This is a genomic window from Actinoplanes sp. NPDC000266 (assembly GCF_042899005.1).
Classification (GTDB): domain Bacteria; phylum Actinomycetota; class Actinomycetes; order Mycobacteriales; family Micromonosporaceae; genus Actinoplanes.
Genome location: NZ_JBIAZI010000013.1, coordinates 181,903 through 206,600 on the forward strand (window position 1 = coordinate 181,903; position 24,698 = coordinate 206,600).

The following is a 24,698-nucleotide window of genomic DNA, read 5'->3' on the forward strand; positions in this document are numbered from 1 at the left end:
TACGGTCGGGGCATGCGCGTCTCCACCGCCGCGGTCACCGCGGCCTCCCTGATCGGCGGGTGGCAGGTCGCCCGCAGCACCGGTGTCCGTCCCCTCGGCGGCGCCGTTCTGGCCGCCGGTGGTGTGCTGGCCGGGCGGGAGTGGGCGCGCCGCACCAGCCCGGCCGTGACGGCGGGGCTCGTGGCGACGTACGTCGGTGCTTTCGGGTTGTCGCATCCGCTGGCCAAGCGGATCGGGGCGTGGCCTTCGGTGCTGGCCGTCTCGGCGGTCACGGCCGCGGCGTCGTACGCCCTCTCAGACCGGAAAGCACCTCGCTGAGCCCCGCCACCGCCGCGCTCGGCAGGAGCATGTCCGCCGCCGGGAACCGGGACGGGGAGAGGTACGGGTTCGGGATGGCCACGCAGGGCAGGCCGGCCGCCTGGGCCGCCGCCACGCCGTGCGGGGTGTCCTCGAAAGCGACCGCCCGGGCGGTGCCCAGCCGGGACAGCGCGAGCAGGTAGACCGCCGGGTCCGGCTTGTGGGCGGCGACCTCGTTGCCGCAGGCCATCACGTCGATCGCGGCGGCCAGGCCGGCCCGTTCCAGCAGGCCGCGCACGTGGTCCTCGTGCGAGCTGCTGGCCACCGCGAGCCGCAGCCCCAGCTCGGCCGCCTCCTCGAACCACTCCCTGATGCCCGGCGCCGGCTCGAGCTTCTGGTTCAGGGTGAGGCGGTACGCGGTGCGGCGGGCGTGACTCGCCGCGCGGTCGTATCCCGTTCCGACCGCGGCCGCCAGCGCCGCGTACCTCTCCTCGTTGACGTCGCCGCCGTGGTCGGCGAAAAACCCCTCCTCGGCGAGTTCCAAGCCGTGCTGCCACCACTCGTGCCGCCAGCTCTCCAGCAGGGTCGTCTCGGTGTCCATCAGGAGGCCGTCGAAGTCGAAGATGAGCGCGTCGATCGTCACCGCCTCATAATGCCGCGAGGATCTCCGCCAGCTCGGCCGGCCGGGTGACCATCGGCCAGTGCCCCGAGTCGATGTCGACGTAGTCGAGGTGCTTCACCCGGGCCAGCTCGGGCACGTCGCCGTCCTTGACCCACTCGCGGGCCTGGGCCGGGCTGAACTCCGGGCAGACGAGCACGACCGGCACGTCGAAGCGGCGGTCGTCGGTCAGCCGTACGACGCCCCGGGCCACCCCTTCCGGAACCGCGACGGCCGACGCCTCGAACTCCTTGCGGGCCTCCTCGCCGAGATCCTCGGCGTCGGGTCCCTCGAACGGCGCCCACCCCGGGAACGGCATCACGCCGTCCTTGATCTCGAAGAAGTCCGCGTACGCCTTCCCGTCCTCCGAGGGAAAGCCGCCGATCATGGCCACCTTGGCGACCTTGCCGGGCCGGCGGTCGGCCGCGATCCAGGCGAGCGCGCTCGCCGCCGAGTGCCCCACCACGACGGCCGGTCCGGGGGCCGCGTCCACGGCCGCGATCACGGCGTCGATCTGATCGGTCAAGGTCAGGCCCGTCGGTGGTACGGGGACAGCGGTGCGCCCCCGCCGCTCGAGCTCCGGCACGACCTCGCGCCACGCCGACCCGTCCAACCACAACCCGCCCAGGAGAACAATCGTCATGCGGGCAACGTACGGCCTATTCCGGACGATTGGCTTCCGGTAGCGTGCTGCGTGTGCCGGACGGATCGAGCCCCACCGCGCGGGCCCTGCGCACACTGGAACTGCTCCAGGCGCGCCCCGGCACCACGGCCGAGCAGCTCGCCGCCCACCTGGGCGTCACCGAACGGGCGGCCCGCCGCTACGTCGGCATCCTGCGCGAGGCCGGCATCCCGGTCCAGTCCGCCCGCGGCCCGTACGGCGGATATCGCCTGGGCCGCGGCACCCGCCTGCCCCCGGTCGTCTTCACCGAGGATCAGGCCCTGGGCCTGGTCATGGCGGTGCTCGACGGCCACCCGGCCGCGATCGACGCCGACGACCTGGTCGGCGCCGCCCTCAGCAAAGTCATCCGGGCCCTGCCCGAGAGCATCGGCCGCCAGGCGGCGGCCCTGCGGGCGTACGCCTCGGCCGCCCCCGACCGGCACGCGGCCCGCCCCGATCCGGCCACGACGAGCGCGCTCGTGGCCGCTTCCGCCGACCGTCACCGCGTGCTGGTCACCTACCGCTCCGAACGAGGCGACGCCTGGGACGCCGAGGTCGACCCATGGGCGGTGGTGGTCCGCTTCGGGCGCTGGTACCTGCTGTGCCACTCCCACCGGGCCGACGCCATCCGCACGTACCGCATCGACCGCATCCGGGCCGTCGAACGCCTCCCGCACACCTTCACCCCACCGGCCGACCTGGACCCGGTCGCCTCCCTGGAGCAGAACCTCGGCGCCGGCTGGAAATACACCACGCGCGTCGTCTTCCACGCCCCGCTGGACAAGGTGGCCCGCTGGATCCGCCCGCCCATGGGCCGCCTGGAGCCCGACGGCGACCGCTGCGTCCTCATCGGCACGACGACGAACACCGAGATGTACGCCCAGGAGTGGCTGGCCACGATCCCCATCGACTTCACCGTCGAGGGCGGCCCCGAGCTGCGCGACGCCGTGGCCGCGGTGGCCGCCCGCTTCACCGCCGCCCTCGACCCGTACGGAGGAACGGCGTGAGTGTGCTGGGGAGTTCCGGCGGATGTCGCCGGGGCTTCTGGAGGAGATCAAGGCCGAGCCGGAGTACGCCTTCGGCCGAAGGGCAGTGCAGGGTTTTCTGGGCCGGGTGACAGCGGCGAGATCAGCCGGCCGGTCAGGCGCCGAAGCGGCGGTGGCGGGCGGCGTACGAGCGTATAGCCCGCAGGAAGTCGATCTGGCGGAAGCCGGGCCAATAGACGTCGCAGAAGTACAGCTCGGAATAGGCGGCCTGCCATAGCAGGAAACCTGACATGCGGCGCTCGCCGCTCGTGCGGATGACCAGGTCGGGGTCGGGGCTTCCGCTGGTGTAGAGGTGTTCGGCGATCTGGTCGGCGGTCAGGGTCTCGATCGCGTCGGCCAGGGACGGTGCCGACGACAGCAGCGCGCGCACCGCGTCGACGATCTCCTCGCGGCCGTCGTAGCCGATGGCTACGGTCAGGTGCGATGAGGCGGCCGGGTTTCTTGTCTCCTCCTCGGCCAGCTTCAGCGCGTTCCTCGTCGAGTCGGGCAGGACGTCCAGGCGGCCGGCCAAGTGGACCCGCCACGGGCTGGACGGGCGGCGCAGGCGTTCGGCGACCACGTCCTCGATCATGCGCATCAGGTTGCCGACCTCGACCGCGTCGCGTTTGCGGACGTTGTCGACCGACGCCACGAAGACCGTGACGTGCCGGATTCCCGCCTCGCTGCACCACCCCAGGACCTCGTCGAGGTGTTCGGCTCCGTACCGATGACCCACCCTCGGGTCGCCGAAACCCATCTGGCGGGCCCACCGGCGGTTGCCGTCCATGACCATCGCCACGTGCCGGGGCAGTGTGGCCCCGGCCAGTTGGTGGCGGAGCAGGCGTGCGTAGACGGCGTACGCGAAGGAGCGGAGCATGCGGCGATCCCAGCAGATCGGGCCTTCGCGGGCCGCCTTCCGCATGGGACCTCTACGGCATCTTCACCGTTTCGGCACGAGCCCGGTGCCGGCGTACGGCGTCGCGGTTGCCGCACGCGTGGGAGCAGTACTTCTGTACGCCCGTACGGCTGAAGTCGGCGAACGGGCGGCCGCAGCCGGCGGCGGCGCAACGGCCGAGACGGTGCATGCCGCGACCGGAGAGATGCAGGGCCGTGCCCACGCTGATCAGCGTGCACAACAGCGAGGACAGTGACTGGTCGGGTTCGCGGTAGTGGATGTGCCAGCCGCTGCCCGCGTGGTCGGTCAGGCGCGGGTAGGCCGCGGTGTCCCGCAGCAGCGCGTTGAGGGCCTCGGCGCGGCGTGAGCCGGCCGCGTCCACCACTTCCAGCCAACGCCCCAGAAACGCCGATATCTCCGCCACATCGGACGCGGAGGCCGGCTGCTCGATCGCCACGTCGGCGGCGACGCACCGTGCGGCCAGGGCCGAGGCGGACGAGGGCGGGTCGGCGACCAGCGACAGTGCGAGCCTTACCGCATCTTCCCCGTAAGGGTTGAGGTGCATAAGACCATTACAGCATCATGACCGTCGGCCCACAACGATCGAAGGGATGCCGATGGACTGGCAGTCAGTGCTCCTGCTCCTCGCGGTGGCCGCGGCCGCCGGATGGGTGGACGCCGTCGTGGGTGGCGGCGGGCTGATCCTCGTGCCGGCCCTGCTGCTCGGGCTTCCGGGCCTGTCGCCGGTGACCGCGCTCGGCACCAACAAGGTGGCCAGCATCTGCGGCACCACGACGGCGGCGGTCACGTACGCGCGCCGCACGAAGATCGATTGGCGGGTGGCCGGCCCGGCCGCCGGGGCCGCGGTCGTCTTCGCCGGCCTGGGGGCCGTCACCGCGAGCAGCATCCCGGTCGACTGGTTCCGGCCGGCCATCATGGTGCTGCTGCTGGGCGTGCTGGCCTTCGTCGTCCTGCGGCCGTCGTTCGGCGTCACCGTCAAGGCGGCCGATCCCACCGCGCGGCGCCGCGCGATCGCCGTGGTCGTGGCCGGGGTGGCGATCGCCTTCTACGACGGCGTGTTCGGCCCGGGCACCGGCACCTTCCTGATCATCACGTTCACCGCTCTGCTCGGGCTCGACTTCGTGAGCAGCTCGGCCACCGCGAAGATCCTCAACGTGGGCACCAACCTCGGCGCGCTGGTGGTGTTCGCCGCCGGCGGCCACGTGCTGTGGTGGCTGGGCCTGTCGATGGCCGTCTGCAACATCGCCGGCGCCCGCTTCGGGGCGCGGACCGCTCTGAAACGGGGCGCGGGATTCGTACGGATGGCGCTGGTCGTGGTCGTCGTCGGCATGGTGATACGTCTGGCCGTTCAGTATTTCGGGTGAATCCGCCTCTTTGCCGAAACCGATTCGCGATAGTGGGCAGAGTGAGCCGTTTCTCCTTCTCCGACCTCGGTGTCAGCGCCAAGGTGCTCATCGCGGTCGGCGTGGCCGCCCTGGTCGCCTTGATTGTGGGCATCCTGGGGATCGTCTCGCTGAGCCAGGTCAACGAGAAGGCCCAGCTGATCTCCAAGAGCAACATCCCCAGCGTCAAGGCCGTGGGCCAGATCCGGGCCGCGATCAGCGCCACCCGGATCGACCTGGCCAACCAGGCGCTGTCGGTGGACGCCGCCACGACCCAGAAGTACGCCGAGAGCTTCGCGAGCGACCTCGAGCTGTTCGGCACCGCCATGACGGCATATCGCAACAGCATGCCGGCCGGCGACCCGGCGCTGATCGACGAGCTCCAGTCGAACTGGGACGACTACGCCGACGTCGCCAAGAACAAGATGCTCCCGGCCGGCGCGCGCAACGCGCTCACCGAGTGGGCCACTCTTCGCGACACCGAGGCCGCGCCGATCCTCGAGAAGATCAACGCCAATACGACCGCCCTGGACAAGGCCGAGACCGGCGACGCGACGAAGAACTCGGACGCGGCCGGCGACGCGTACACCAGCAGCCGCACCTTCTCGCTGATCACGCTCATCGTCGGCCTCGCCGTCGCGCTCGTGCTCGGCCTCTGGGTGGCGCGCAAGATCGTACAGTCGCTGGTGAAGGTGACAGTGGTCTGCGACGGCCTGGCCGACGGCGACCTCACCCGCACCACCGGCCTCCAGAGCCGCGACGAGCCGGGCCGGATGGGCCGCTCGCTCGACTCGGCGATGGCCCGGCTCCGGGCCACGGTGACCACCATCGAGGGCTCGGCGGCCTCGCTGGCCGGCGCCTCCGAGCGGCTGACCGACACCTCGCACCACATCGCGGCCTCGGCCGAGGAGACCTCCGCGCAGGCGCAGGCGGTGTCGGCTGCGGCCGAGCAGGTGTCGCGCAGCGTCGACACGGTCTCGGCCGGCAGCGAGGAGATGGGCGCGTCGATCCGCGAGATCTCGCAGAACGCGGCCGAGGCGGCGCGGGTCGCGGCCGAGGCGGTCAGCGTCACGGCCACCACGTCGGCCACCATGGGCAAGCTCGGCGAGTCGTCGGCCGAGATCGGCAACGTCATCAAGACGATCACCTCGATCGCCGAGCAGACGAACCTGCTCGCCCTGAACGCCACGATCGAGGCGGCCCGGGCCGGTGACGCGGGCAAGGGTTTCGCCGTGGTCGCCTCCGAGGTCAAGGATCTCGCTCAGGAGACCGCGCGGGCCACCGAGGACATCTCCCGCCGGGTCGAGGCGATCCAGGCCGACACCAGCGGCGCGGTGGCCGCGATCGAGGAGATCTCGATCGTCATCGAGCGGATCAGCGAGTTCCAGACCACCATCGCGTCCGCGGTGGAGGAGCAGACCGCGACCACGGCCGAGATGAACCGCAGCGTCGCCGAGGCCGCCGGCGGAACCGGTGAGATCGCCGAGAACATCACCGGCGTCGCCGAGGCGGCCCGGATGACCAGCCAGAGCGTCACCGAGACGCAGGAGGCCACGGCCGAGCTGTCCCGCATGTCGTCCGAGCTTCGCAGCGTGGTCTCAGCCTTCCGCGTCTGACCTCCGCAGCAAAAACCGTTTCTCACTCGCGTTTCCGGTGAGTTGCGCCGCTTGGGTGTACGCCTGTGCCGCCTCCCGCCGGCGGCCGCATCGGCCGAGAAACTCGCCCCTGACGGCGTACCACATGTGGTGTCTCTCCAAGCCTTTCAAGCCGTCCACAATGGCCAGCGCCTGGTGCGGGCCGTGCACCTCCGCGACCGCGACGGCCCGGTGCAGCGCGACGACCGGCCCCGGGTCGAACAGGGCCAGGTGGTCGTAGAGCGCGAGGATCTGCGGCCAGTCGGTCTGCTCCGCGCTCGCGGCGTCCGCGTGCACCGCGTTGATGGCCGCCTGCAACTGATACGGGCCCGGCCGTTCGCGGCGCAGGCAGGCGCGCAGCAGCTCACGCCCCTCGTCCATCAACCGCCGGTTCCACCGGCTCCGGTCCTGGTCACCCAGGCGGATCAGGTCACCCTGCTCGGTCGTACGGCTGGGCCGGCGCGCCTCGATGAACAGCATCAGGGCGAGCAGGCCCCGCACCTCCGGCTCGTCCGGCATGAGACTCATCAGCACCCGGGTCAGCCGGATCGCCTCGGCGGTGAGATCGTCGCGCGTGAGATTGTCGCCGGCCCCGGCCGCGTACCCCTCGTTGAAGATCAGATAGAGGACCGCCAGGACCGCGCCGAGCCGCCCCGGCAGATCCTCGTCGCGCGGCACCCGATAGGGGATCCGGGCGTCGCGGATCTTGCCTTTGGCCCGGGACAGCCGCTGCGCCATCGTCGCCTCGGGCACCAGGAAGGCCCGCGCGATCTCGCTCGTGGCCAGGCCGCCGAGCAGCCGCAGGGTCAGCGCGACCCGGGACGCCGGCGCCAGCGCCGGATGGCAGCACGTGAAGATGAGCCGGAGCTGGTCGTCCCGCCGGCCGGGCTCCCGTTCGCGCATGGCCTCCGCCTCCAGTTCGGCCCGCCGGGACTCGCGGCGCAGGCGGTCGATCGCCCGGTTCCGGGCCGTCATGACGATCCAGCCGGCCGGCGCCGGCGGCACCCCGGTCTCGGGCCAGCGGCGCACGGCCACCGCGAACGCCTCCTGCACCGCCTCCTCGGCGACGTCGAGGTCGCCGAAGTGGCGGTTCAGAACAGCGACCGCCCGGCCGAACTCGGCCCGGAAGACCCGTTCGATCTCGCTGCCGGTCATGCGACGGGGCGCACCTCGATGGACAGCGGCGCCAGCACCCCGGCCAGGCGGGCGCCCCAGCCGAGCGCCTCGTCGAGGTCGGCCGCCTCGATGACGGTGAAGCCGCCGAGATGCTCCTTGCCCTCGGTGAACGGCCCGTCGGTCAGCAGCGTCTCCCCGTCGCGGTCGCGGACCACGGTGGCCGACGACGGCGGATGCAGCCCGGCCGCGAACACCCAGGCCCCGGCCGCCCGGATGTCGTCGTTCAGCTTCTCCAGCTCGGCCATGATCGGGCCCAGCACCTCGGGCGGCGGAGGGTCGCCGTCGGGCTGGTAGATGCTCAGTAGATACTGCGCCATCATTCCTCCTCGTTCTCGCTTCTCACTGACTACACGAACGGAAAGGCGCGATTCTCTACATGTACGCCTTGTACGCCTGGGGAAATTTCATCAATGAGGCCGAGCTCGACCGCCTGCCCGCCTGGATCGATCCGGCCGTGCTCAGCGGCGAGCGGGCCGTCGTCGACGACAACCTGACCATCGTGGACGACGGGCCGCTGCTGGTCGACGGGCCCGGGACCTACTACGACGTCGACGACGAGTGGGTCGAGGGACGCGAACTGGCCGGGCGCGACCTCAGCGGCCGCGAGTGGCGGGTCGTGCGCATCCGGGTGGCCACCGACGGCACCCGCGAGGACGCGCTGCGGATCACGGACCAGATGGAGGAGGAGGGCGACATCGACGTCGAGGAGAACCCGACGGTCAACCCGTTGCCGGTGGGCGAGGTCGTCACCGTGTGGGCGGACGAGCACGGCCAGTGGGACCTGGCGCTCGTCAAGCTCTGAAAAACCGGTGGAGGTGACCGGCGGCGCGCTGCTAGCGTCGCCGGACACCCACCGGGAGAGGACAGGCCGTTGTACCGCGTCAGCTGAGCTTCCCGCTTGTGACATCCCGCGCGTGCCACGCGCTTCATCGGCGTGCGCGGATCACCTCAGCAGATCGGTGCGATATATGCTCTTCCATCAGCTTCTGGACATCCGTCTTCCGGCTCCGTACGACGTCCGGCCGTCGAGCCTCTTCCGGCAGCAGCCCACCGCGGAGAAGTCCCGGTGGACCCGGCGGCGCCGGCCGCCGACCCTGCCGCCGTGGAAGTACTCGCCACCGCGCCGCGGCTCGTGGCGCGACGCGCGACGGCCGGGCCTCTGGGGACGGCGGGGCTAGACCCTAAGCGGGGCCGAACCAGCGGGGCAGCTGCTCCGTCAGCTCCCGCTGGTCGGCGCCGGCCCAGGCGACATGGCCGTCGGGGCGCAGCAGGACGGCCGGGACATCGACCTCGTCGCTGACGTCGGCGACGTGGTCGACCCGGTCCGACCAGCCCTCGGCCGAGAGCCGGCCGGTCTGGTCGAGCAGCAGGCCGCGGCCCGCGTGCTGAAGGTCGAAGAGGCGGCCGGCGTGCTTCAGGCGTACATCCCGCAAGCGTCTCCCGACCAGGTCCTGCGGCGAGCCGAAGTCGTAGCGGACGCCGATCGCGGTGATCTTCGAGATCAGCCGGCGGTTCACCTCGTCGATGTCCATGAGATCGGACAGCAGGCGGCGTACGGACTGCGGGCCCGGCTCGGTGGACATCAGCTCCATCTGGGCCCGGGTGTTGTCGAGCACGTCCAGCGCGACCGGGTGACGCTCCGCCTCGTACGAGTCGAGCAGCTCCTGCGGCGCCCACCCGGCGACCGCCGCGGCCAGCTTCCAGCCCAGGTTGAAGGCGTCCTGAAGCCCGAGGTTGAGGCCCTGCCCGCCGGTCGGCGGATGAATGTGCGCGGCGTCGCCGGCCAGGAAGACCCGCCCGTCGCGGTAGCGCTCGGCCAGCCGCGTGGCATCACCGAACCGCGATAGCCAGCGCGGCGAATGAACACCGAAATCGGTGCCGGCGAAGGCCCGCAGCTGATGCCGGAAATCGTCGAGGGTCGGTGCGGCCGTACGATCCTCGGCCACCCCGTCGGCCGGGACGACCACGCGGTAGGTCCCGTCACCGGAGGGGCCGAGCCCGAACCGCAACTGCGTCCGGCGCACCTCGGCCACGACGGCGGCGATCTCCTCGGGCGGCGCCGAGGCTTCCATCTGCCCCAGGAGCGTCTCGTGCCGGGACGGCTCACCGGGAAACCCGACGCCGAGCAGCTTGCGCACGGTGCTGCGGCCGCCGTCGCAGCCGACGAGGAACTGGCCCTGCACCCGCGAGCCGTCGGCCAGCTCGGCCGTGACCCCGTAGTCGTCCTGGACGATCCCGGTCACCTCGGCCCCGCGCCGGAGAGCGGCGCCGGCCTCGGCGGCGTGCTCGGCGAGAAGCCGCTCCACCACGGTCTGCGGGATACCGAGGACGTACGAGTGGGCGGTGTCCAGGCCGTCGGGCCACTTCGTGCCGAGCCCGGCGAAGAAACCGCCGAGCCGGAACTGCTTGCCCCGCTCGAGGAAACGGCCGAGCAGGCCCCGTTGATCCATGATCTCGATGCTGCGGACGTGAAGCCCGAGGGCCCGCACGTTCGGGGTCGGCTCGGGGTCGCGTTCGAGCACGACGACGTCGACGCCGTGCAGTCGTAGCTCGCCGGCCAGCATCAGGCCGGTGGGGCCGGCGCCGGCAACGATCACCTCAGTCACGAGAAACCTCCCGCCCTACCGTAGAGCGGGGGAGGCGATCAGAGGACGTACGAGGCGATCATCTGACCCAGCTGGCGGATGTCGGCGTTGGCCTTGAACTCGAGGCGGACCTTGCCCAAGCCGCTGAACCACAGGTCGAGCTCGGCGTCGCGGTCGAAGTTGCCGGCGGTCTCGATCGAGAAGGCCTGGATCTTGTTGTACGGCAAGGAGGTGTAGTCGATCTTCTTGCCGGTCATGCCCTGGACGTTGGCGGCGATCAGGCGCTTGTTGGTGAACGTCACGAAGTCTCGGGTGGTGCGGAAGGCGGCTACCAGATGCTCGCCCTGGATCAGGAGCGGAGCTACCTGGGGGTGGACCGTGGCGGGGTCGCAGGGGTTGAGCTTGAAGACTGAAGGGCTGTTGAAGTCGATCACCTTGGTCACGGTAGTGGGTGGGGGATTGCCTGCGCTGGGACGGCGGGGAGTCACCTGACGGCCAGGACGTGGTTGAGCGCCGCTGGGTGGGTGAGGCGGCTGGGCGGTCACCTTGCGAACCGGGGTGGGGTGCTGTTCGCTGCCGCGCTTTGGTTCGGGTGGGGGAGCTTTGTCACGCGGGCCTGCTTGGTGGTGGGTTGCGCGGCAATTCCAGGCCGGTTGCGCGGGTTGGTGGGAGATTGATTCTTGGCATTGTCGGCGCGGGGCTCGCCAGCGCCTTCAGGGGGCGTCCCTATGGGTTCTGTCAAGCAGCGAGGGCAAGTTTTTCTGCCGGTTTGTGCTGGTAGGTGGTTCGGGTGCGGAGCATGGCGTGTAGGACGTCGATGCGACGGCGGGCGAGGTAGATGAGGGCGGCGTTGTGCTCTTCTTGCCCTCGGCTCTTTTGCGGTCGTAGTAGGCCCGGCTGAGCGGGTCCGCGAGGGCCGCGAACGCTGACAGGAAGAACGCGCGTTTGAGCTGTTTGTTGCCGCCCTTGGGCGGGTGTTCCCCGCGGACGCTGGTGCCCGAGCGGCGGGTCACCGGGGCGAGTCCGGCGTAGGCGGCCAGGTGGCCGGATGTGGGGAACGCGGCGATGTAGCCGACTTCGAGCAGGATGCTCTCGGCAGCGGTAGTGCCAGCGCTGATCATTAATCAACCGACGCGATCAAGCCTCACAGTCATACCGGACCGAGCGACCGAGCAGCCCCGGCTGGGGACGGTCAAAAAAGTAACGGGCAGGCCGCCAGGACGGCCCCTGGTAGCCGCAGGCGACGATCTCGCGGAACAGTGCGGTGGCGTTGGTCTCGCTGCGGGCAGCGGCAAGGCCCGCAGCAGGCGCAGGAGCACGCTGCGGCTGGCCGATCGGCCGAGTGTGGCCGCCGGTCGAGAGTCCGGCCAACGCGGCTGCGATCGCCTCCAACGCTCGCTTCGGCACCAGACTCCGACGAGCGTACTTCCAGGTCAATTCAGGTATCTGCGTCGCGAACCTCGCCACTTCGCACGCCGGCGCCGGGCAGCGGAACCGTCGCACGAACAGCCGCCAGCTCACCGGCCGCCCGGCCACGGCGGCGTTCTCCAACGTCCGGCGGTACCGGGCCCAGATTCACGGCCCGCGGCACATCCAGTGGGTTGCGCGGGCGGTGGTGGGAGATTCTTGGCACAGGTGAAGAGCATGGATGGGGGTTGGGGTGGCGGGCACTATGCAGCCATGGGATCGACATCGGTTACCGAGACGCTGGCCGGGTGGGAACGTGGGGCTCGGGCTCTCGCCCTGCTTGATGCTGCCCGTGAGCGGGGCTATCTGACTTTTCTGACCGAGCCGCGCACTGCTGAGGAAGTGGCCTCGTTTGCGGGGCATGATGCGGGCGATGTGCTGGACGCCCTTGTCGCGCATGGCGTTGTGGTGCGGGTGGACGGTCAGTTTCAGCTTGAGGGGGAGCTGGCCGGGGCGCTGTCGGCTGCGGCGCCGGTTGATTTCGCGGCGCAGATCGAGCGGGGGGCTCTGCTCGCGCGGCAGGTGGGAGATGTCGTACGTACGGGTGGCTCGGTGGTGACGCCGGCCGAGAGTGTGGTGATCGCCCGGTCGGTGGCGTTGACGCCCAACGATGCGGCGCGGGGCGTTGTCGGCCAGATTCTTGATGCTGTGCCGGAGATGCGCGACGCGATCACTGATGGGCGTCTGCTTGACGTCGGCAGTGGGGTCGGGGGCTTTGTGCTTACCGCGGCCAGTCTGCTGCCTGGGTTGCGGGCCACTTCGCTGGAGCTGCTGCCTGAGGTCGCCGCTGTGGCCACCGAGCGGGCCTCGGCGCTGGGGCTGACTGACCGGGTCGACATCCGGGCCGTGGACGCTCGCGAGTTCGACGACCCCGCCCCGTACGACGCGGTCTTCTGGGCCCAGCCTTTCTTTCCGGAGGAGACCCGGGCCGGCACTCTCGCGATGATTCTGCGCAGTCTCCGGAGCGGTGGCATCCTGCTTGTTCAGCAGCTGGATGCCGAGCCGGGCGACGATGATGATGCCGCGCGGGCCGCCTTCACTCTGCCCCGCCTGGTCGCGCGGGCTCAAGGGCTGGCGTTTGCCCGGCCGCTCGATGAGCTGGTGGGTGAGATCGAGGCGGCGGGGTTCGAGCTGGTTCGTACGCTCGAAATTGACCTTGGGCGGATCGCCCTGCTTCGCCGGCCTTAGGGCCTCTCCGGGGTACGCGACGTGGCGTGCAGCCTTACGTTGCGCGTCACGCCGTGTAGCGACATATCAAACCGTTGCTACGTTCTTGCGCACTGGAATCGCCCAGTGGTCCTGATCACAACGCGTCGCGTCCTTCCCCGGAGACAGCCCGAAGAAAGGCGGCCACCATGCCGAAATCCTTGCTCCGTTCCGTCAGCGCGCTGGCGGCGATCGCGCTCTGCGCGACCTCGATCAGCGCCTGCGACTCGGGGTCCGAAGCCGAGGGGTCGGGCGGCGAGTCCGTGACTCTCGGTTTCGTCAACGGCGCCAACACCGAGTTCCACACCTGTCTGCTCAAGGCGGTCGAGGCTCAGGCGAGCGCGAGCGGCGCCAAGGTCATCTCGGCCAATTCGAAGCAGGACCCGGGTACGGAGTTGTCGAACATCGAGGACATGATCTCGCGCAACGTCGACGCGCTGGTCGTGCAGACGGTCAACGTCGACGCGCTCAAGAACGACATCGCCAAGGCCAAGAGCGCGAACATCCCGATCTACCTGACGTCGGTGATCACCGACGACACCAGCTCGATCCTGGGCGCCACCGTGGTCGACCTGGGCAAGGTCGGCGCGCTGGACGCCGAGTGGATCGCCAAGGACGCGGGCAGCGAACCGGCCGAGGTCGGCGTGATCGCGGGCGCGCCCGGCGCCGCCTCGGACATCATGGTCAAGGGCTTCACCGGCGGCCTCCCGGCCAATGTGAAGGTCGTGGCCAACCAGCCCGGCATGTTCAACCGGGGCAAGGCCCAGGACGTGGCCGACAACATGATCCAGGCCCACCCGAACCTGAAGTACGCGTTCGTCGCCAACGAGGACATGGCGTTCGGCGTGCTGGAGGCGTTCAAGGCGGCCGGCAAGAGCGTCAAGATCGTCACCGTGAACGGCACCGAGCAGGGCCTGGAGGCGGTCAAGGACGGCCGGTTCTCGGCCACCGTCTCCAACTCGGCCACCGACATCGGCCAGGGCGCGGTCAAGAACGTGCTCGCCCTGCTCGACGAGCAGCCGGCCGAGAAGATCGCCCAGGCCCCGATCAAGCTGATCACCAAGGACAATGTGGCCGAGGCCCCGAAGTACTGCTTGTAAGGGGGAACCTTTCGCGGTGCTCCCGCGTGTACCGGACATGGTGGCTTCCACAAGGAGGGCCGGCGAGGCGCCGGCCCTCCGTGATGTCGACGGCTTCGAGGCGTTCTACCGGGCCAATGTGGACCGGGTCTACCGCGCGCTGGCGGTAACCCTGCGCCGCGACGACCTTGCCCACGAGGCCGTCGACGAGGCGATGGCCCGGGCGTACGCGAGATGGCCGGTGGTCGGCGAGCTCGAGTCGCCGGCCGGCTGGGTCTTCCGGGTCGGGTTCAACTGGGCGACGTCATGGCGGCGCAAGCTGCGCCGCGAACGGCCGCCGGTCGAGGACGACGCGCACCCGCATCATGGGCCGCCGGACGGCGCGATAGTGGCGCGCGACGCGCTCGCGATGCTGCCGGCCCCGCAACGGGCCGTTCTCACCTGCCGCATCCTGCTCGACCTGTCGACCGCCGAGACGGCCGCCGCGCTCGGGCTCACCGAAGGAACCGTGAAGAGCCGCCTCTCCCGGGGGCTGGCCACCCTCCGATCCGCGCTGAGCACCGAGGAGTGATCATGGACGAGATTCCTCGCGACGTCGCCGTCGCGGTCCGGCAGGCAGCGGAGACGGCCATCGGGTACCCGGGCGCGCTCGGCGATGTCTATCGACGGGCGGCGGACCGGCGGCGCCGGCAGCGGTACGTGGGTGCCGTCGCCAGCTTCGTGGCGGTGCTCATGGTGGTCGGCGCCGGCTTCGCGCTGCGGACGCGGGAACGGGCGAGCCTGCCAGTGGTCGAGCCGAGCCCGGCGCCCTCCATCGCGCATGATCGGCCACAGCGGCTCCTGCTGCATCACGCCGCCGGCAGCTACAGCATCGGCGGCCAGGCCGCCGTGACCATCGACAGGCGGGAACGCGTCGGAGAATTGCTCGGTGACGGCCGTCTTCAGACGTACGCCGTCACGGGCACCGAAGGATGGGACGGGTTCACCGTGCTCGACGACGGCCGCGTGGTCGGGCTCGGGCCGCGTGACCTGCCCCCGGGCGTGGAGATCACCGACGGCCCGACACCCAACGGAGTCGCCGTTGATCTGGTGGTCGTCGGGACGGACGGCAAGGTCGAGCGGTCGCGGAATGTACGGCAGAAGGACAGACCGGTGACGCTGGCCGCCGCGACCGAAACGACGGCGTATCTGTGGCGTCCCGACGGCTACTACTCGCACGACTTGGCGACCGGCTGGGAGAGGCTCCTGCTTCGGATACCCAAACAGTTGATCGCGCTGGACAGCATCCCCACCGCGGTCGCGTACGACGCAGCCTCGAACATGTGCCACCCGCAGGTGAGGCAGGTGACCAGCGACGGTTCGATCAGGGAGTCGCGGCCGCCGAACTTGCCTGGCTGCGTTCATCTGACCAGTCTGCGGCTCAACCGCGACGGCAACCGGCTGGCCGTCGGTTACCTGGGCCAGGACGGTTTCCGAGTAGCGCTACTGGACGCCGGGGACGGACGCGTGCTGATCGACCGCCGGATCGCCGCCACGCCCGTCGACGGCCAGGGGACAGCCGTCGAACTGGCCTGGCAGGACGACCAGTCCGTACGCGGAGCAGTGCTAATTGACAGCGGCACCCAGCGGCTCCTCACGCCGTTCACCGTGCCGTGAGCGGCGCCGGCCGGGCGACCACCAGTTCGCCCGGCCGGCCAGCCGCATCAGCGACGGCACGAGCACGCCCCGGATGACGGTCGCGTCGACCAGAATCGCCACCGCCGCCCCGACACCGATCATCTGGAGGTACATGACCTCGCCGGTGGCGTAGAGCGAGAACGACAGGGCCAGGATCGCGGCGGCCGCGGTGACCAGGGGAGCGCTACGCGTCAATCCCTCCAGAACCGCGCGGGTGTTGTCGCCGTGCCGGTCGTAGCTCTCCTTGATCCGCGACAGCATCAGCACCTCGTAATCCATGGACAGCCCGTAGGCCACGCAGAACATCAGGATCGGGAACGCCGGATCGAGCGTCCCGATCGGAGTGAAGCCCAGCACGTCCGCCAGCGCGCCGTTCTGGAAGACGACGACCAGCACGCCGAACATCACGGCCAGGCTGAGCAGGTTGAGCACGGTTGCCTTGACCGGCACGAGCACGCTGCGCGACATGGCGTACAGCAGCACGAACGAGATCACCAGGATCAGCCCGCCGACCAGCGGGATCCGATCGGTGAGGGCGGCGCGGAAGTCGGTCAGCTCGGCCGGAAAACCGCCGACCAGGGCGTCGGGAGAAGCGTTACGCACGGCTTCGACCATTTCCGGTACGCCCGTGCCGGCCAGCGCTGCCCGGGCGGGTATCGCCTCGACGCGCGCGAGGTCGCCGCGCACGAAGCGCTCCAGATCGGGCAGGTCGCCGACGCGGGAACCGGCCACGAAGACGCCGGCGGGGGAGTTGACCTGCGCGATGCCGGGCACCCGCGATAGCGCTACTACGTCGGGCCGCCCGCCGATCACATGCAGCGCGTCGTTGGCCTCGGTGGCGAAGCCCGCCCGCAACAGGTCATAGGTCTGCCGCGTCGAAGCCGAAGGCGGTAGCACCCGATCGTCCGGCAGCCCGATCCGCAGCCCGAGCGCCGGCGCGCCGAGGACTCCGACGATCACGAGCCCCACCACAGCGAACAGCACCGGCCGGCGCACGACCGCCGATCCGCTGTGATGCCAGAAGCCGCCACCTCCTTCGGCCCCGCCTCGGCGCAAGGCACGGTGTCCGAGCACGCCGAGGGCGGCCGGGAGCAGCGTCAAAGCGCCGGCGACCGCTACGGCGACGACGAGCATTCCGGCATACGCGAAAGATCTCAGGAACGGAAACGGGAAGAGCAGCAGCGCCGAGAGCGAGGCGGCCACGGTCAGCCCGCTGAAGACCACGGTCCGCCCGGCTGTGCCGATGGTGGCCGCCATCGCCTCCGGCACCCCGCGGCGCAGCTCCTCCCGGAAGCGCGAGATCACGAAGAGGCTGTAGTCGATGCCGAGCCCCACGCCCATGACCAGCGTGATGTTCGCGGCGAAGGTCGACACCTCGGTGAAACCGGCCACGACCCGCAGCCCTGCGAGCGTCCCGACCACGGCGAAGACCCCGATCCCGAGCGTGAGCAGGGCCAGCCGCACCCGCCGGTAGAGCAACACCAGCAGCCCCAGCATGAGCGGCACGATCAGCAGCTCGGCCCGGGCGAAGTCCGCCGCCGCCCGCTCACTGACCTGACTGGACACGGCCTCGCTGCCACCCACCCGCACCGAGATCGTGCCGTCGTCCCGGGTGTACGCCGGAAGGAGCCGTTCCCGGATCTCCATCCGGGCCGTGGTCGCGTCCCCGCCGACGTGCGCGAGGATCACCGCCGCCCGCCCGTCGGCGCTGCGCATCGTCGGATCCCGGTCCCGCGTCCAGTAGGACCAGACATCGGCGACGGCCCGCTCGGCGGCGAGCTCCCCGGCCACCGCGTCCGCCGCCGCCCGGACCGCCGGCGCGTCGACCCCGCCGGACTTGGCCGTGACCAGCAGGATCAGGTTGGCGTTGCCGGTGCCGAAGCGGGCCAGCTCCTGCTGCGCCCGCACGGATTCCGTGCCCGGTGCTTCCCAGCGGCTGAGGACGAGACGGCTCATGGTGCCGGTGGCCAGCACGGCGGCGGCCAGCGTGACCAGCAGGCCGAGAAAGAGGACGAGGCGGCGACGGCGGTAGAGGATCATCGCAGGACTCCCGGTGTGCGAAAATACGAGCGATCGATCGTGTTTCCGAAGAATACGAGCGACCGCTCGTAAAAGGCAAGGGGGTAGGTATGCCCGTGCGGCGGCAGGCGAGAGGCGAGCGCCGGATCGGCGACATCCTGGACGCGACGCTCGCGCTGTTCGCCGAGGTCGGCTACGAGAAGACCTCGACCAACGCGATCGCGGCCCGCGCCGGCATGTCACCGGGCTCGCTCTACCAGTACTTCCCGAACAAGGAAGCGATCGCCGAGGCTCTGTCGCAGCGCTTGCTGGAAGAGTTGCGGGCGGCCCACGCGGCCGCCTTCGACCAGGCCGCGGCGGCCGACCTGCCCCTACCCGACCTGATCTCCCGCGTGGTGGACCCGCTGGTCGCCTTCAACGTCGCCAACCCGGGCGCCAAGACCTTGTTCGGCACCACGGCGATGCCGGCCGCCTTGACCGCCACCACCCGCCCGTTGCACGAGGCGGTCACCGGCCGCGTGGCCGCCTTGATCCACGCCCGCTTCCCGGCTCTGCCCGACGCCGACGCCGCCCGCGCCGCCATGGTCGCGGTCCAGATCGTCGCCGCTTTGATGGTCCCGATCGTCACCGCCGGCGGAGAGGAGCGCGCCGCGTTGGTCGCCGAGCTGAAACGCGCCCTGCTCGGCTACGTTGCCGGCCTCGGCTGACGGGCGCCACGGCAGTCAGTCGAAAAGGCGGCGCGGTGTCTCAAAAGAACATTCTTCGAGGTGCTTCCCGCTCGCGGGGCCAAGGACGTCAACGCCGGCTGAAGATCCGGTACGGTTCTGGGGTGCCGACGATCTATCAGCTTCGTGGATACGTACTGGAAGAAGCGCTGGCCTGGTTGCTCCGCAACAGCGGCTACCAGCTGATTGTCGCACCATCACCGAACAGTGGCCTCGCCGCCAACGGGGCCGGATTGACCGTCCGGGGACGCGGCGCCGAGCATCAGGCTGACGTGCTTGGTGATTTCGCGTTCACCCCGCCGTTCTCCCTGCCCATCCGAATGTTTGTCGAAGCCAAATACTACGGCCAGGCTCGTCCGGTCGGTCTCAATCTGGTGCGTAATGCCTCGGCGACGGTGGCCGACATCAATGAATTTCACGTATCCGACGGTCCGTATGGCCGATACCGGTACGTTTACGCATTGTTCTCTCGGTCGGGTTTCACCGCCGACGCCCAGCGGTTCGCGCTGGCGCATCAGGTCAGCCTCGTCGATTTGTCGTTGCCGATGTTCGCTGCACTCCGTCGTGCAGTCCGCGCGGCTGCCGGCGGTGCCCGTCCGTACGTCGACGGACCCGGTGGAGTGGGCGTTATGAGGACGGCCTTTCGTGCCGTTCTGGAGACCGCCGCCCAACCATCTCCGCCCGTCACGGATGCGGTCGTGTCGGCCTTGTATGACGTCGCAGCCACCATGAAGGCGAGCCTGGAAGCCTATAACGGTGGCGAATTCCTGCTCGCGTTTCCTCCGGCGCCGTTCATTCTCACGTTGACCGGCACCACGCCGGACAGCATCGTGCAATTCACCGAGTATGCAGAGCGGTATCCCGAACACAATGTCCACTTGCGGCGCGACGACACACCCGGATCGGAATCGCAGCAAGCCAGCCGTTGGCTGCGCTCGCCCGCGGATGCGCCGTCCGCGTACACGCTTACTTTCGGCCTGCCTGAACATGTGGAAGGGTGGATCACCGACGAGGCGGAAGGTCGCGCCAACACCCGCTGGCTGAAGCGCACTCTGTTGTCGGCGATCATCATTTACCGGTGGATCGGCGATGTGCCAAAGGTGTACCAGCTGCGCTATACGCCTCAACGACGTTGAGCCGAAAGGCGTGACGAGGCCGCGCTAACTCAGGAAGGTGCGCAGCTCGGTCAGAGCGGAGTCGAGCTCGGCTCCGGCGCGGGTGAAGTCGTTGTGCTCGTAGCAGCTGGTCAAAGCCTTTTCCCAAGCCGGCATCATCAAGCCGCACTCCATTCGTGAGCGTGGGGAGGCGGGCGGCCGGTTCAGGCGTTCGCCCAAGGCCTCGGCCAGAGCGCTCACCCACAAATCCTGCTGCTGCAAATGGCGGCCGAGCAAGGCCGGCTCGCTTCGGCTGAGGCGCATCACCGTGGCCATCGTGGCCGGGTCGGCGGTGACCGAGTCGACGGCTACTTCGAAGGCTGCCCTCAACGCCGTCGCCGGGGACTCCGAGGCGGGGCGCCGTCGCAGCTCGGCGGCGATCGACGGGCCCAAGGCCTCGATCGGCTGGAGGACCGCGTCCTCCTTCGTGGGGAAATTGACCGTGCTGCGGGACGGGTCCTCGTACCTGCCGCCGTCCTTTTACCGCTTCCCCGGGCTGCTGGGGGAGGACGTACGAGATCCGGATCGGCGCCCACCTGGTCCAGGGCCCGGCCGGCGCGTTCCTGATCGACGCTGGCGCCGGCGAGCTCGCCCTGCCGTTCCCGGTCGAGCTGGCCACCGAGCACAGCCCGTCCCACCTGGCGCTGGCCGGGAAGCTTCCCGCCGCCCTGGCCGAGGCCGGCGTCGCGCCCGAGGACGTCACCGCCGTCCTCCTTACGCACCTGCACCTCGACCACGTCGGCTGGATCTGGAGGACGACGTCCCGTTCTTTCCGAACGCTGTCGTCCACTACGGCGCCGAGGACTGGGCGCTGCTGGACGGCGACGAACCCACGCGGGAGATCATGGAGGCCGCGGCCAAGGCGGGCGTCCTGCGTCCCTACGGCGCCGAGGACCTGCCCGGCGTGCGCGTCATGCCCGTGCCGGGGCACGTGGTCATCGAGCTGGCCACCGCCGAAAGGGCTCGGCTCTTCGCCGAGGCCGAGGAGCAGAATCGTCCTCGCCCCGGCGCACCTGGGCGATCCGTCGTTCGGGCGGATCGCCCCTTGCGGCGGCTGGGTTCAGGCGCGGTAGGTGGCGCTGTCGAAGTCGGCGTAGGCGCCCTCGGCTCCCAGGTCGTGCACCCACAGGCCGGTGAAGGCGCCGGTGAAGCCCCAGGCCGACGGCTCGCCGTCGACCACGTGGGCCGCGTACTCGTCCGAGAGGGTGGTCGCGTCCAGTGCGGGCCCGGCGTCGGTCCAGTCGGCGGACGGGCCGGGCTCACGGGCGTACGAGAAACGCAATTGAGGGCCCTCGAAGCGCAGGCGAAGTCCGATCCGATCGGCCGTCAAGGCCGAGCGGACGCCGGGTACCACCGCCACGCGGCCGGAGTCGCAGGCCAGGAGGTCGACCACCGGTGTGCCGTCGTCGTCGGCCGTGACGTGCAGGAAGTACCAGTTGCGGGTGTTGTAGTACGCGGTGATGCCGGCCAGTTGACGGTAGTTGCGCGGGGTGAACTCCATGGTCGCCTCGAAGGTGCAGTTCGCCGCCACGACGCGGCGGGCGACCAGGCTCGGGCGCTGCCGGCCCATGGGGGACTGGCCGCCGCGCAGGCGCAGGAACGACGGGCGTGAGGCGAGGTCGATCCAGTCCGGTGCGGCCGGGCGGCGCAGCGTCGACCAGTTGACGCCCAGGGCGGGCTCGTCGAAGTCGTCGTGCTCGTTCTCCTCGGAGGAGACCGGGCGTACCTCGGCCACCGTGACCCCGCGCGGGGCCGGAAGCGAGTCGGCCGGCACGCCGTCGGTGATGCGGGGCCAGCCCTTCTCCGTCCAGGTGACCTCCTGGATCGCCGTCTCGCGGCCCAGCACGCAGCGGCCGAGCGGGGTGTAGGGGCGGGCCACGAGGTGGGCCAGGTACCACTGGCCGGCGGGTGTCCGCACGAGGCTTCCGTGGCCCGCCTTCTGCAAGGTGAGCGACGGATGGCCGTACGAGGTCAGCAATGGTCCCGTGGGGTCGGCGAGGTAGGGGCCGAGCAGGTGGCTGGAGCGGGCGACCGTGACCTGATGCTCCCAGCTGGTGCCGCCCTCGGCGGTGACCAGGTAGTACCAGCCGTCCTTGCGGTAGAGGTTGGGCGCCTCGGTGAGGGCGGCCCCGGTGCCCTGGAAGATCGTGTGCTCATCGCCGACGAGGCGGCGGGCCTCCCGGTCGTACTGCTGGATGGAGATGCCGGCGAAGCGGTTCCGGCCGGGCCGCCAGTCGGCGATCATCGACAGCATCCAGGTCGTGCCGTCGTCGTCGTGGAAGAGCGACGCGTCGAAGCCGCGGCCGTGCAGCGCCACCGGATCGGACCACGGCCCGGTCGGTGTCGGGCCGGTGACCAGATAGTTCCGCGGGTCCCAGTAACCGCCCTCGAAGGTCGCCACGTCGGCGTAGAGCAGGTGGAACAGGCCGTCGTGGTAGCTGAGGCTGGGCGCCCAGACGCCGTTGGAGTCGCCGGCGCCGGTCAGGTCGAGCAGCCGTCTCTCGGTCAGGGCGCCACCCATCGGCCGCCAGTCGACCAGGTTGGTGGAGTGGTGGATCCGCACGCCCGGATACCACTCGAAGGTCGAGGTGGCGATGAAGTAGTCCGAGCCGACCCGCAGGATCGACGGGTCCGGATGGAAGCCGCTGAGAATCGGGTTCCGGATGGCTCGCCCCGTGATGGCACTCGTCGTCATCCTCGTAAGTTACGGACTCCGATGTAAGTTGCGGAAGTCCCTGCGGAAAGTCCTTGAGTGGTTCCAGAAAAGTCCGATCTAAAAGTCTGTGCGACGTGACCCTGTCCTACTGGCCATGGCGGCCCTGACGCTGGTCGGCGGTGTGCTGTTCTACGCCCTGCCGGACGGTGTGCTCCAGGTGTCCGCTTTCTGGGGCCTCCAGGTGCCGTTCGACGCCCTGCTCGCGGTCGGCGCCTGGCGGCTGCGCCAGATCTCGCCGGCCCGCTTCCGCCGCTTCTGGACGATGATCGCCTTCGCCGGCGCGTGTTTCACCATCGGCGACTTCTCGCAGTTCATCACGTTCTCATCGGACTCGATGAACGGCGGCGTCGTGCAGACGGTGCTGTTCACGGTCGGGATGAGCAGCAACGTCATCGCCTGCCTGATCTTCCCGCAGGGCCTCGACGGCCGCCGTGACAAGGTCATCTTCTGGCTGGACGCGGCCACCGTGCTGGTCGGCGGCGGCGTCACCGCCTGGTGCTACGCCTACAACTCGAGCGACGACCAGTTCAACGCCGGCCTCACCGCCGCCCTGGTCGTCGTGGCCGCGTTCTGCGCCACGAAGGTCGCGCTCATCCCCGAGCCGCCCATGGCCCGCGTCGCCGCCTGGCCGATGGTCGCCGCGGCCGGCCTCCAGGGCATCGCCACCTTCCTGCCGGGCGTCTTCCAGGACCCCAACAACCCCTGGGTTCTTGTCGTACGCCTCCTGCCGTCGGCCCTCATCGCGGCCGGCCCCCGCATCCAGGAGGTCCTCGTCCGCCGGGGCGGCACCAGCCGCCGGGTCCAGCGGCGCCCGTACAGCCTCCTGCCGTACGGGATGATCGCACTCACCTTCGTGATCTTCTTCGCGATGATGCCCAGCCACGCCTCGTCGCAGCTCTGGGGCGCGGCCCTCGCCGTCGTCGTGATCACCTGCCTGGTCGCCGGGCGGCAGCTCATCGCCTTCCACGACAACATGACCCTGATCCGCCGCCTCGGCGAGCACGAGGTGCTGCTGCGCGAGCAGGCGTCCCTGGACGGCCTGACCAAGCTGGCCAACCGGATCACGTTCAACGAGCGGATGGCCGCGGTCGTCGAGAAGCAGGAAGCCTGCGTCCTGCTGATCGACCTGGACGACTTCAAGACGGTGAACGACACGATGGGCCACGCGGCCGGCGACGCCCTGTTGGTGGCGGTGGCCGAGCGGCTGCGCCGGTCGGTGCGCCGCGACGACCTGGTGGCCCGCCTCGGCGGCGACGAGTTCGCGGTGCTGCTGCCCGGCGCCGACGCCGGCATCGGCGGCGCCATCGCCGACGAGATCCAGCGGCTGCTCAACGAGCCGGTCGAGATCCAGTCCCACACGCTGTTCACCCGGGCCAGCGTGGGCGTCGCGGCCGCGCCGGCCGGATACGAGCCGTCCAGCCTGCTCAGCAACGCCGACATCGCCATGTACGAGGCCAAGGGCCGCGGCAAGAGCATGTGGGTGCGCTACAACGACGAGATGGGCGCGCGGATCAGCGCCGAGGCGGAGCTCATCCGCGAGATGCGCGAGGCCCTCGACGGGAACCAGTTCGAGCTGGTCTACCAGCCGATCGTGCGCCTGACCGACCTTCGTACGACCGGGGTGGAGGCCCTTCTCCGGTGGAACCACCCCGTACGCGGCCTGGTCTCCCCGGTCGAGTTCATCCCGGTCGCCGAGCGGACCGGCCTGATCGTGGCGATCGGCCGCTGGGTCCTGTGGCAGGCCTGCCGTCAGGGCGTGGCCTGGCTGCGCGCCAACCCCGAGGTGTCCGGCATGTCGGTCGGGGTCAACGTGGCCGGCCGCCAGCTGAAGGAGCACGGCTTCGTGGCCGAGGTGGCCCGGGCGCTGGGGGAGACCGGCATGCCGCCGAGCTGCCTGACCATCGAGGTGACGGAGACGGCGGTGCTGGACGATCAGGAGTCGCTGGACGCCCTGCTGGCCCTGCGCGCGCTCGGCGTGAAGCTGGCCCTGGACGACTTCGGCACGGCGGCGTCGTCGCTGGGCCTGCTGCTGACCACCCCGGTGACGACCCTGAAGCTGGACCGTTCCTTCGTCGAGTCCATCACCACGGTCGGCCGCCAGTCCGCGGTGGCGACGGCGGTGAGCCAGATGGCGGGCGCGCTGGAGCTGTCGTCGGTGGCCGAGGGCATCGAGACCACTGAGCAGAGGGACCTGCTGCTGGCCCTGGGCTACGAGTACGGCCAGGGCTATCTGTTCTCCCGCCCGGTGCCGGCCGCCCGCATCAACGAGATCATCGGCACGCCGGCCTGGGTCCCCGGAGCCACGATCACGACCTGACGCC

Annotated in this window: 26 protein-coding genes and 1 pseudogene; 14 read left to right on the plus strand and 13 right to left on the minus strand. The window is 70.2% G+C overall.

Annotated elements, in window-relative coordinates; all coding sequences use genetic code 11:
• The first annotated feature begins 12 nt into the window (after positions 1-12).
• Positions 13-318 carry a hypothetical protein gene (locus ACFY36_RS41920; RefSeq protein WP_499751493.1) on the plus strand — a complete coding sequence of 102 codons (306 nt, stop codon included), beginning with the start codon at positions 13-15 and terminating at the stop codon, positions 316-318.
• Here the strand turns inward: ACFY36_RS41920 and ACFY36_RS41925 are convergent.
• Together ACFY36_RS41925 and ACFY36_RS41930 are read right to left on the minus strand one after the other, a co-directional pair.
• Complete coding sequence (locus ACFY36_RS41925; RefSeq protein ID WP_499751494.1) at positions 269-940, minus strand: HAD family hydrolase; 672 nt, start codon at positions 938-940, stop codon at positions 269-271. The genes ACFY36_RS41920 and ACFY36_RS41925 overlap by 50 nt on opposite strands.
• A gap of 4 nt (positions 941-944) precedes the next feature.
• Positions 945-1,598, minus strand: a complete 654-nt coding sequence (locus tag ACFY36_RS41930) for an alpha/beta fold hydrolase (RefSeq protein ID WP_499751495.1) — start codon at positions 1,596-1,598, stop codon at positions 945-947.
• A gap of 53 nt (positions 1,599-1,651) precedes the next feature.
• Here ACFY36_RS41930 and ACFY36_RS41935 point away from each other — a divergent pair, with 53 nt between their 5' ends.
• The gene (locus tag ACFY36_RS41935) at positions 1,652-2,623 is read left to right on the plus strand and encodes a helix-turn-helix transcriptional regulator (RefSeq protein WP_499751496.1); all 972 of its coding nucleotides are present in this window, start codon (positions 1,652-1,654) and stop codon (positions 2,621-2,623) included.
• 133 nt (positions 2,624-2,756) lie between these two features.
• On the opposite strand, the gene uppS is transcribed toward ACFY36_RS41935, so the two are convergent.
• Together uppS and ACFY36_RS41945 are read right to left on the minus strand one after the other, a co-directional pair.
• Complete coding sequence (uppS, locus tag ACFY36_RS41940) at positions 2,757-3,518, minus strand: polyprenyl diphosphate synthase (protein WP_499751497.1); 762 nt, start codon at positions 3,516-3,518, stop codon at positions 2,757-2,759.
• Between the two features lie 52 nt (positions 3,519-3,570).
• On the minus strand, positions 3,571-4,101 hold the full coding sequence (locus ACFY36_RS41945; RefSeq protein WP_499751498.1) for a CGNR zinc finger domain-containing protein: 531 nt from the start codon (positions 4,099-4,101) through the stop codon (positions 3,571-3,573).
• A gap of 52 nt (positions 4,102-4,153) precedes the next feature.
• On the opposite strand from ACFY36_RS41945, the gene ACFY36_RS41950 reads away from it, so the two are divergent.
• Both ACFY36_RS41950 and ACFY36_RS41955 read left to right on the plus strand, forming a co-directional pair.
• On the plus strand, positions 4,154-4,921 hold the full coding sequence (locus ACFY36_RS41950) for a sulfite exporter TauE/SafE family protein (protein ID WP_499751499.1): 768 nt from the start codon (positions 4,154-4,156) through the stop codon (positions 4,919-4,921).
• 41 nt (positions 4,922-4,962) lie between these two features.
• On the plus strand, positions 4,963-6,555 hold the full coding sequence (locus tag ACFY36_RS41955) for a methyl-accepting chemotaxis protein (RefSeq protein WP_499751500.1): 1,593 nt from the start codon (positions 4,963-4,965) through the stop codon (positions 6,553-6,555).
• Here the strand turns inward: ACFY36_RS41955 and ACFY36_RS41960 are convergent.
• Together ACFY36_RS41960 and ACFY36_RS41965 are read right to left on the minus strand one after the other, a co-directional pair.
• The gene (locus ACFY36_RS41960) at positions 6,538-7,728 is read right to left on the minus strand and encodes an RNA polymerase sigma factor (protein WP_499751501.1); all 1,191 of its coding nucleotides are present in this window, start codon (positions 7,726-7,728) and stop codon (positions 6,538-6,540) included. The two genes, ACFY36_RS41955 and ACFY36_RS41960, sit on opposite strands and share 18 nt — an antisense overlap.
• Complete coding sequence (locus ACFY36_RS41965; RefSeq protein WP_499751502.1) at positions 7,725-8,066, minus strand: YciI family protein; 342 nt, start codon at positions 8,064-8,066, stop codon at positions 7,725-7,727. The genes ACFY36_RS41960 and ACFY36_RS41965 overlap by 4 nt, the downstream gene beginning before the upstream one ends.
• Positions 8,067-8,125: 59 nt before the next feature.
• Between ACFY36_RS41965 and ACFY36_RS41970 the strand changes: the two genes are divergently transcribed.
• Together ACFY36_RS41970 and ACFY36_RS41975 are read left to right on the plus strand one after the other, a co-directional pair.
• The gene (locus ACFY36_RS41970) at positions 8,126-8,551 is read left to right on the plus strand and encodes a hypothetical protein (RefSeq protein ID WP_499751503.1); all 426 of its coding nucleotides are present in this window, start codon (positions 8,126-8,128) and stop codon (positions 8,549-8,551) included.
• A 166-nt stretch (positions 8,552-8,717) separates the two neighbouring features.
• Positions 8,718-8,927: a hypothetical protein gene (locus ACFY36_RS41975; RefSeq protein WP_499751504.1), complete on the plus strand. Its 210-nt coding sequence runs from the start codon at positions 8,718-8,720 to the stop codon at positions 8,925-8,927.
• A 3-nt stretch (positions 8,928-8,930) separates the two neighbouring features.
• Here the strand turns inward: ACFY36_RS41975 and rox are convergent, their stop codons facing one another.
• From rox to ACFY36_RS41995, 4 genes and pseudogenes are all read right to left on the minus strand, one after another.
• Positions 8,931-10,355: a rifampin monooxygenase gene (gene rox / locus ACFY36_RS41980; protein ID WP_499751505.1), complete on the minus strand. Its 1,425-nt coding sequence runs from the start codon at positions 10,353-10,355 to the stop codon at positions 8,931-8,933.
• A 38-nt stretch (positions 10,356-10,393) separates the two neighbouring features.
• Positions 10,394-10,768 carry a PH domain-containing protein gene (locus tag ACFY36_RS41985; protein ID WP_499751506.1) on the minus strand — a complete coding sequence of 125 codons (375 nt, stop codon included), beginning with the start codon at positions 10,766-10,768 and terminating at the stop codon, positions 10,394-10,396.
• Positions 10,769-11,072: 304 nt separating this feature from the next.
• Positions 11,073-11,455: pseudogene (locus ACFY36_RS41990) on the minus strand (transposase); the annotation flags it as partial.
• Between the two features lie 16 nt (positions 11,456-11,471).
• The gene (locus ACFY36_RS41995; protein WP_499751507.1) at positions 11,472-11,885 is read right to left on the minus strand and encodes a hypothetical protein; all 414 of its coding nucleotides are present in this window, start codon (positions 11,883-11,885) and stop codon (positions 11,472-11,474) included.
• A 129-nt stretch (positions 11,886-12,014) separates the two neighbouring features.
• Here ACFY36_RS41995 and ACFY36_RS42000 point away from each other — a divergent pair, with 129 nt between their 5' ends.
• The 4 genes from ACFY36_RS42000 to ACFY36_RS42015 all read left to right on the plus strand — a co-directional run bounded on the left by ACFY36_RS42000 (position 12,015) and on the right by ACFY36_RS42015 (position 15,742).
• On the plus strand, positions 12,015-12,989 hold the full coding sequence (locus ACFY36_RS42000) for an SAM-dependent methyltransferase (RefSeq protein ID WP_499751508.1): 975 nt from the start codon (positions 12,015-12,017) through the stop codon (positions 12,987-12,989).
• A gap of 167 nt (positions 12,990-13,156) precedes the next feature.
• Entirely contained in the window at positions 13,157-14,107 is a 951-nt protein-coding gene (locus ACFY36_RS42005) for a sugar ABC transporter substrate-binding protein (RefSeq protein WP_499751509.1), read from the plus strand.
• A gap of 16 nt (positions 14,108-14,123) precedes the next feature.
• A complete protein-coding gene (locus ACFY36_RS42010) occupies positions 14,124-14,657 on the plus strand; it encodes an RNA polymerase sigma factor (RefSeq protein WP_499751510.1) in 534 nt (177 codons plus the stop codon).
• A gap of 2 nt (positions 14,658-14,659) precedes the next feature.
• Entirely contained in the window at positions 14,660-15,742 is a 1,083-nt protein-coding gene (locus tag ACFY36_RS42015) for a hypothetical protein (protein ID WP_499751511.1), read from the plus strand.
• On the opposite strand, the gene ACFY36_RS42020 is transcribed toward ACFY36_RS42015, so the two are convergent.
• Positions 15,692-17,803, minus strand: a complete 2,112-nt coding sequence (locus ACFY36_RS42020) for an MMPL family transporter (RefSeq protein WP_499751512.1) — start codon at positions 17,801-17,803, stop codon at positions 15,692-15,694. The two genes, ACFY36_RS42015 and ACFY36_RS42020, sit on opposite strands and share 51 nt — an antisense overlap.
• 89 nt (positions 17,804-17,892) lie before the next feature.
• Between ACFY36_RS42020 and ACFY36_RS42025 the strand changes: the two genes are divergently transcribed.
• Entirely contained in the window at positions 17,893-18,489 is a 597-nt protein-coding gene (locus ACFY36_RS42025) for a TetR/AcrR family transcriptional regulator (protein WP_499751513.1), read from the plus strand.
• A gap of 122 nt (positions 18,490-18,611) precedes the next feature.
• Entirely contained in the window at positions 18,612-19,643 is a 1,032-nt protein-coding gene (locus ACFY36_RS42030) for a hypothetical protein (protein WP_499751514.1), read from the plus strand.
• A gap of 24 nt (positions 19,644-19,667) precedes the next feature.
• Here ACFY36_RS42030 and ACFY36_RS42035 read toward each other — a convergent pair whose 3' ends face one another.
• Positions 19,668-20,054 carry an acyl-CoA-like ligand-binding transcription factor gene (locus ACFY36_RS42035; RefSeq protein WP_499751515.1) on the minus strand — a complete coding sequence of 129 codons (387 nt, stop codon included), beginning with the start codon at positions 20,052-20,054 and terminating at the stop codon, positions 19,668-19,670.
• A 143-nt stretch (positions 20,055-20,197) separates the two neighbouring features.
• Between ACFY36_RS42035 and ACFY36_RS42040 the strand changes: the two genes are divergently transcribed.
• Positions 20,198-20,734, plus strand: a complete 537-nt coding sequence (locus ACFY36_RS42040) for an MBL fold metallo-hydrolase (protein ID WP_499751619.1) — start codon at positions 20,198-20,200, stop codon at positions 20,732-20,734.
• On the opposite strand, the gene ACFY36_RS42045 is transcribed toward ACFY36_RS42040, so the two are convergent.
• Entirely contained in the window at positions 20,722-22,356 is a 1,635-nt protein-coding gene (locus ACFY36_RS42045; RefSeq protein ID WP_499751516.1) for a glycoside hydrolase family 43 protein, read from the minus strand. The genes ACFY36_RS42040 and ACFY36_RS42045 overlap by 13 nt on opposite strands.
• A 115-nt stretch (positions 22,357-22,471) precedes the next feature.
• Here ACFY36_RS42045 and ACFY36_RS42050 point away from each other — a divergent pair, with 115 nt between their 5' ends.
• Entirely contained in the window at positions 22,472-24,694 is a 2,223-nt protein-coding gene (locus ACFY36_RS42050) for a putative bifunctional diguanylate cyclase/phosphodiesterase (protein WP_499751517.1), read from the plus strand.
• Positions 24,695-24,698 lie beyond the last annotated feature (4 nt).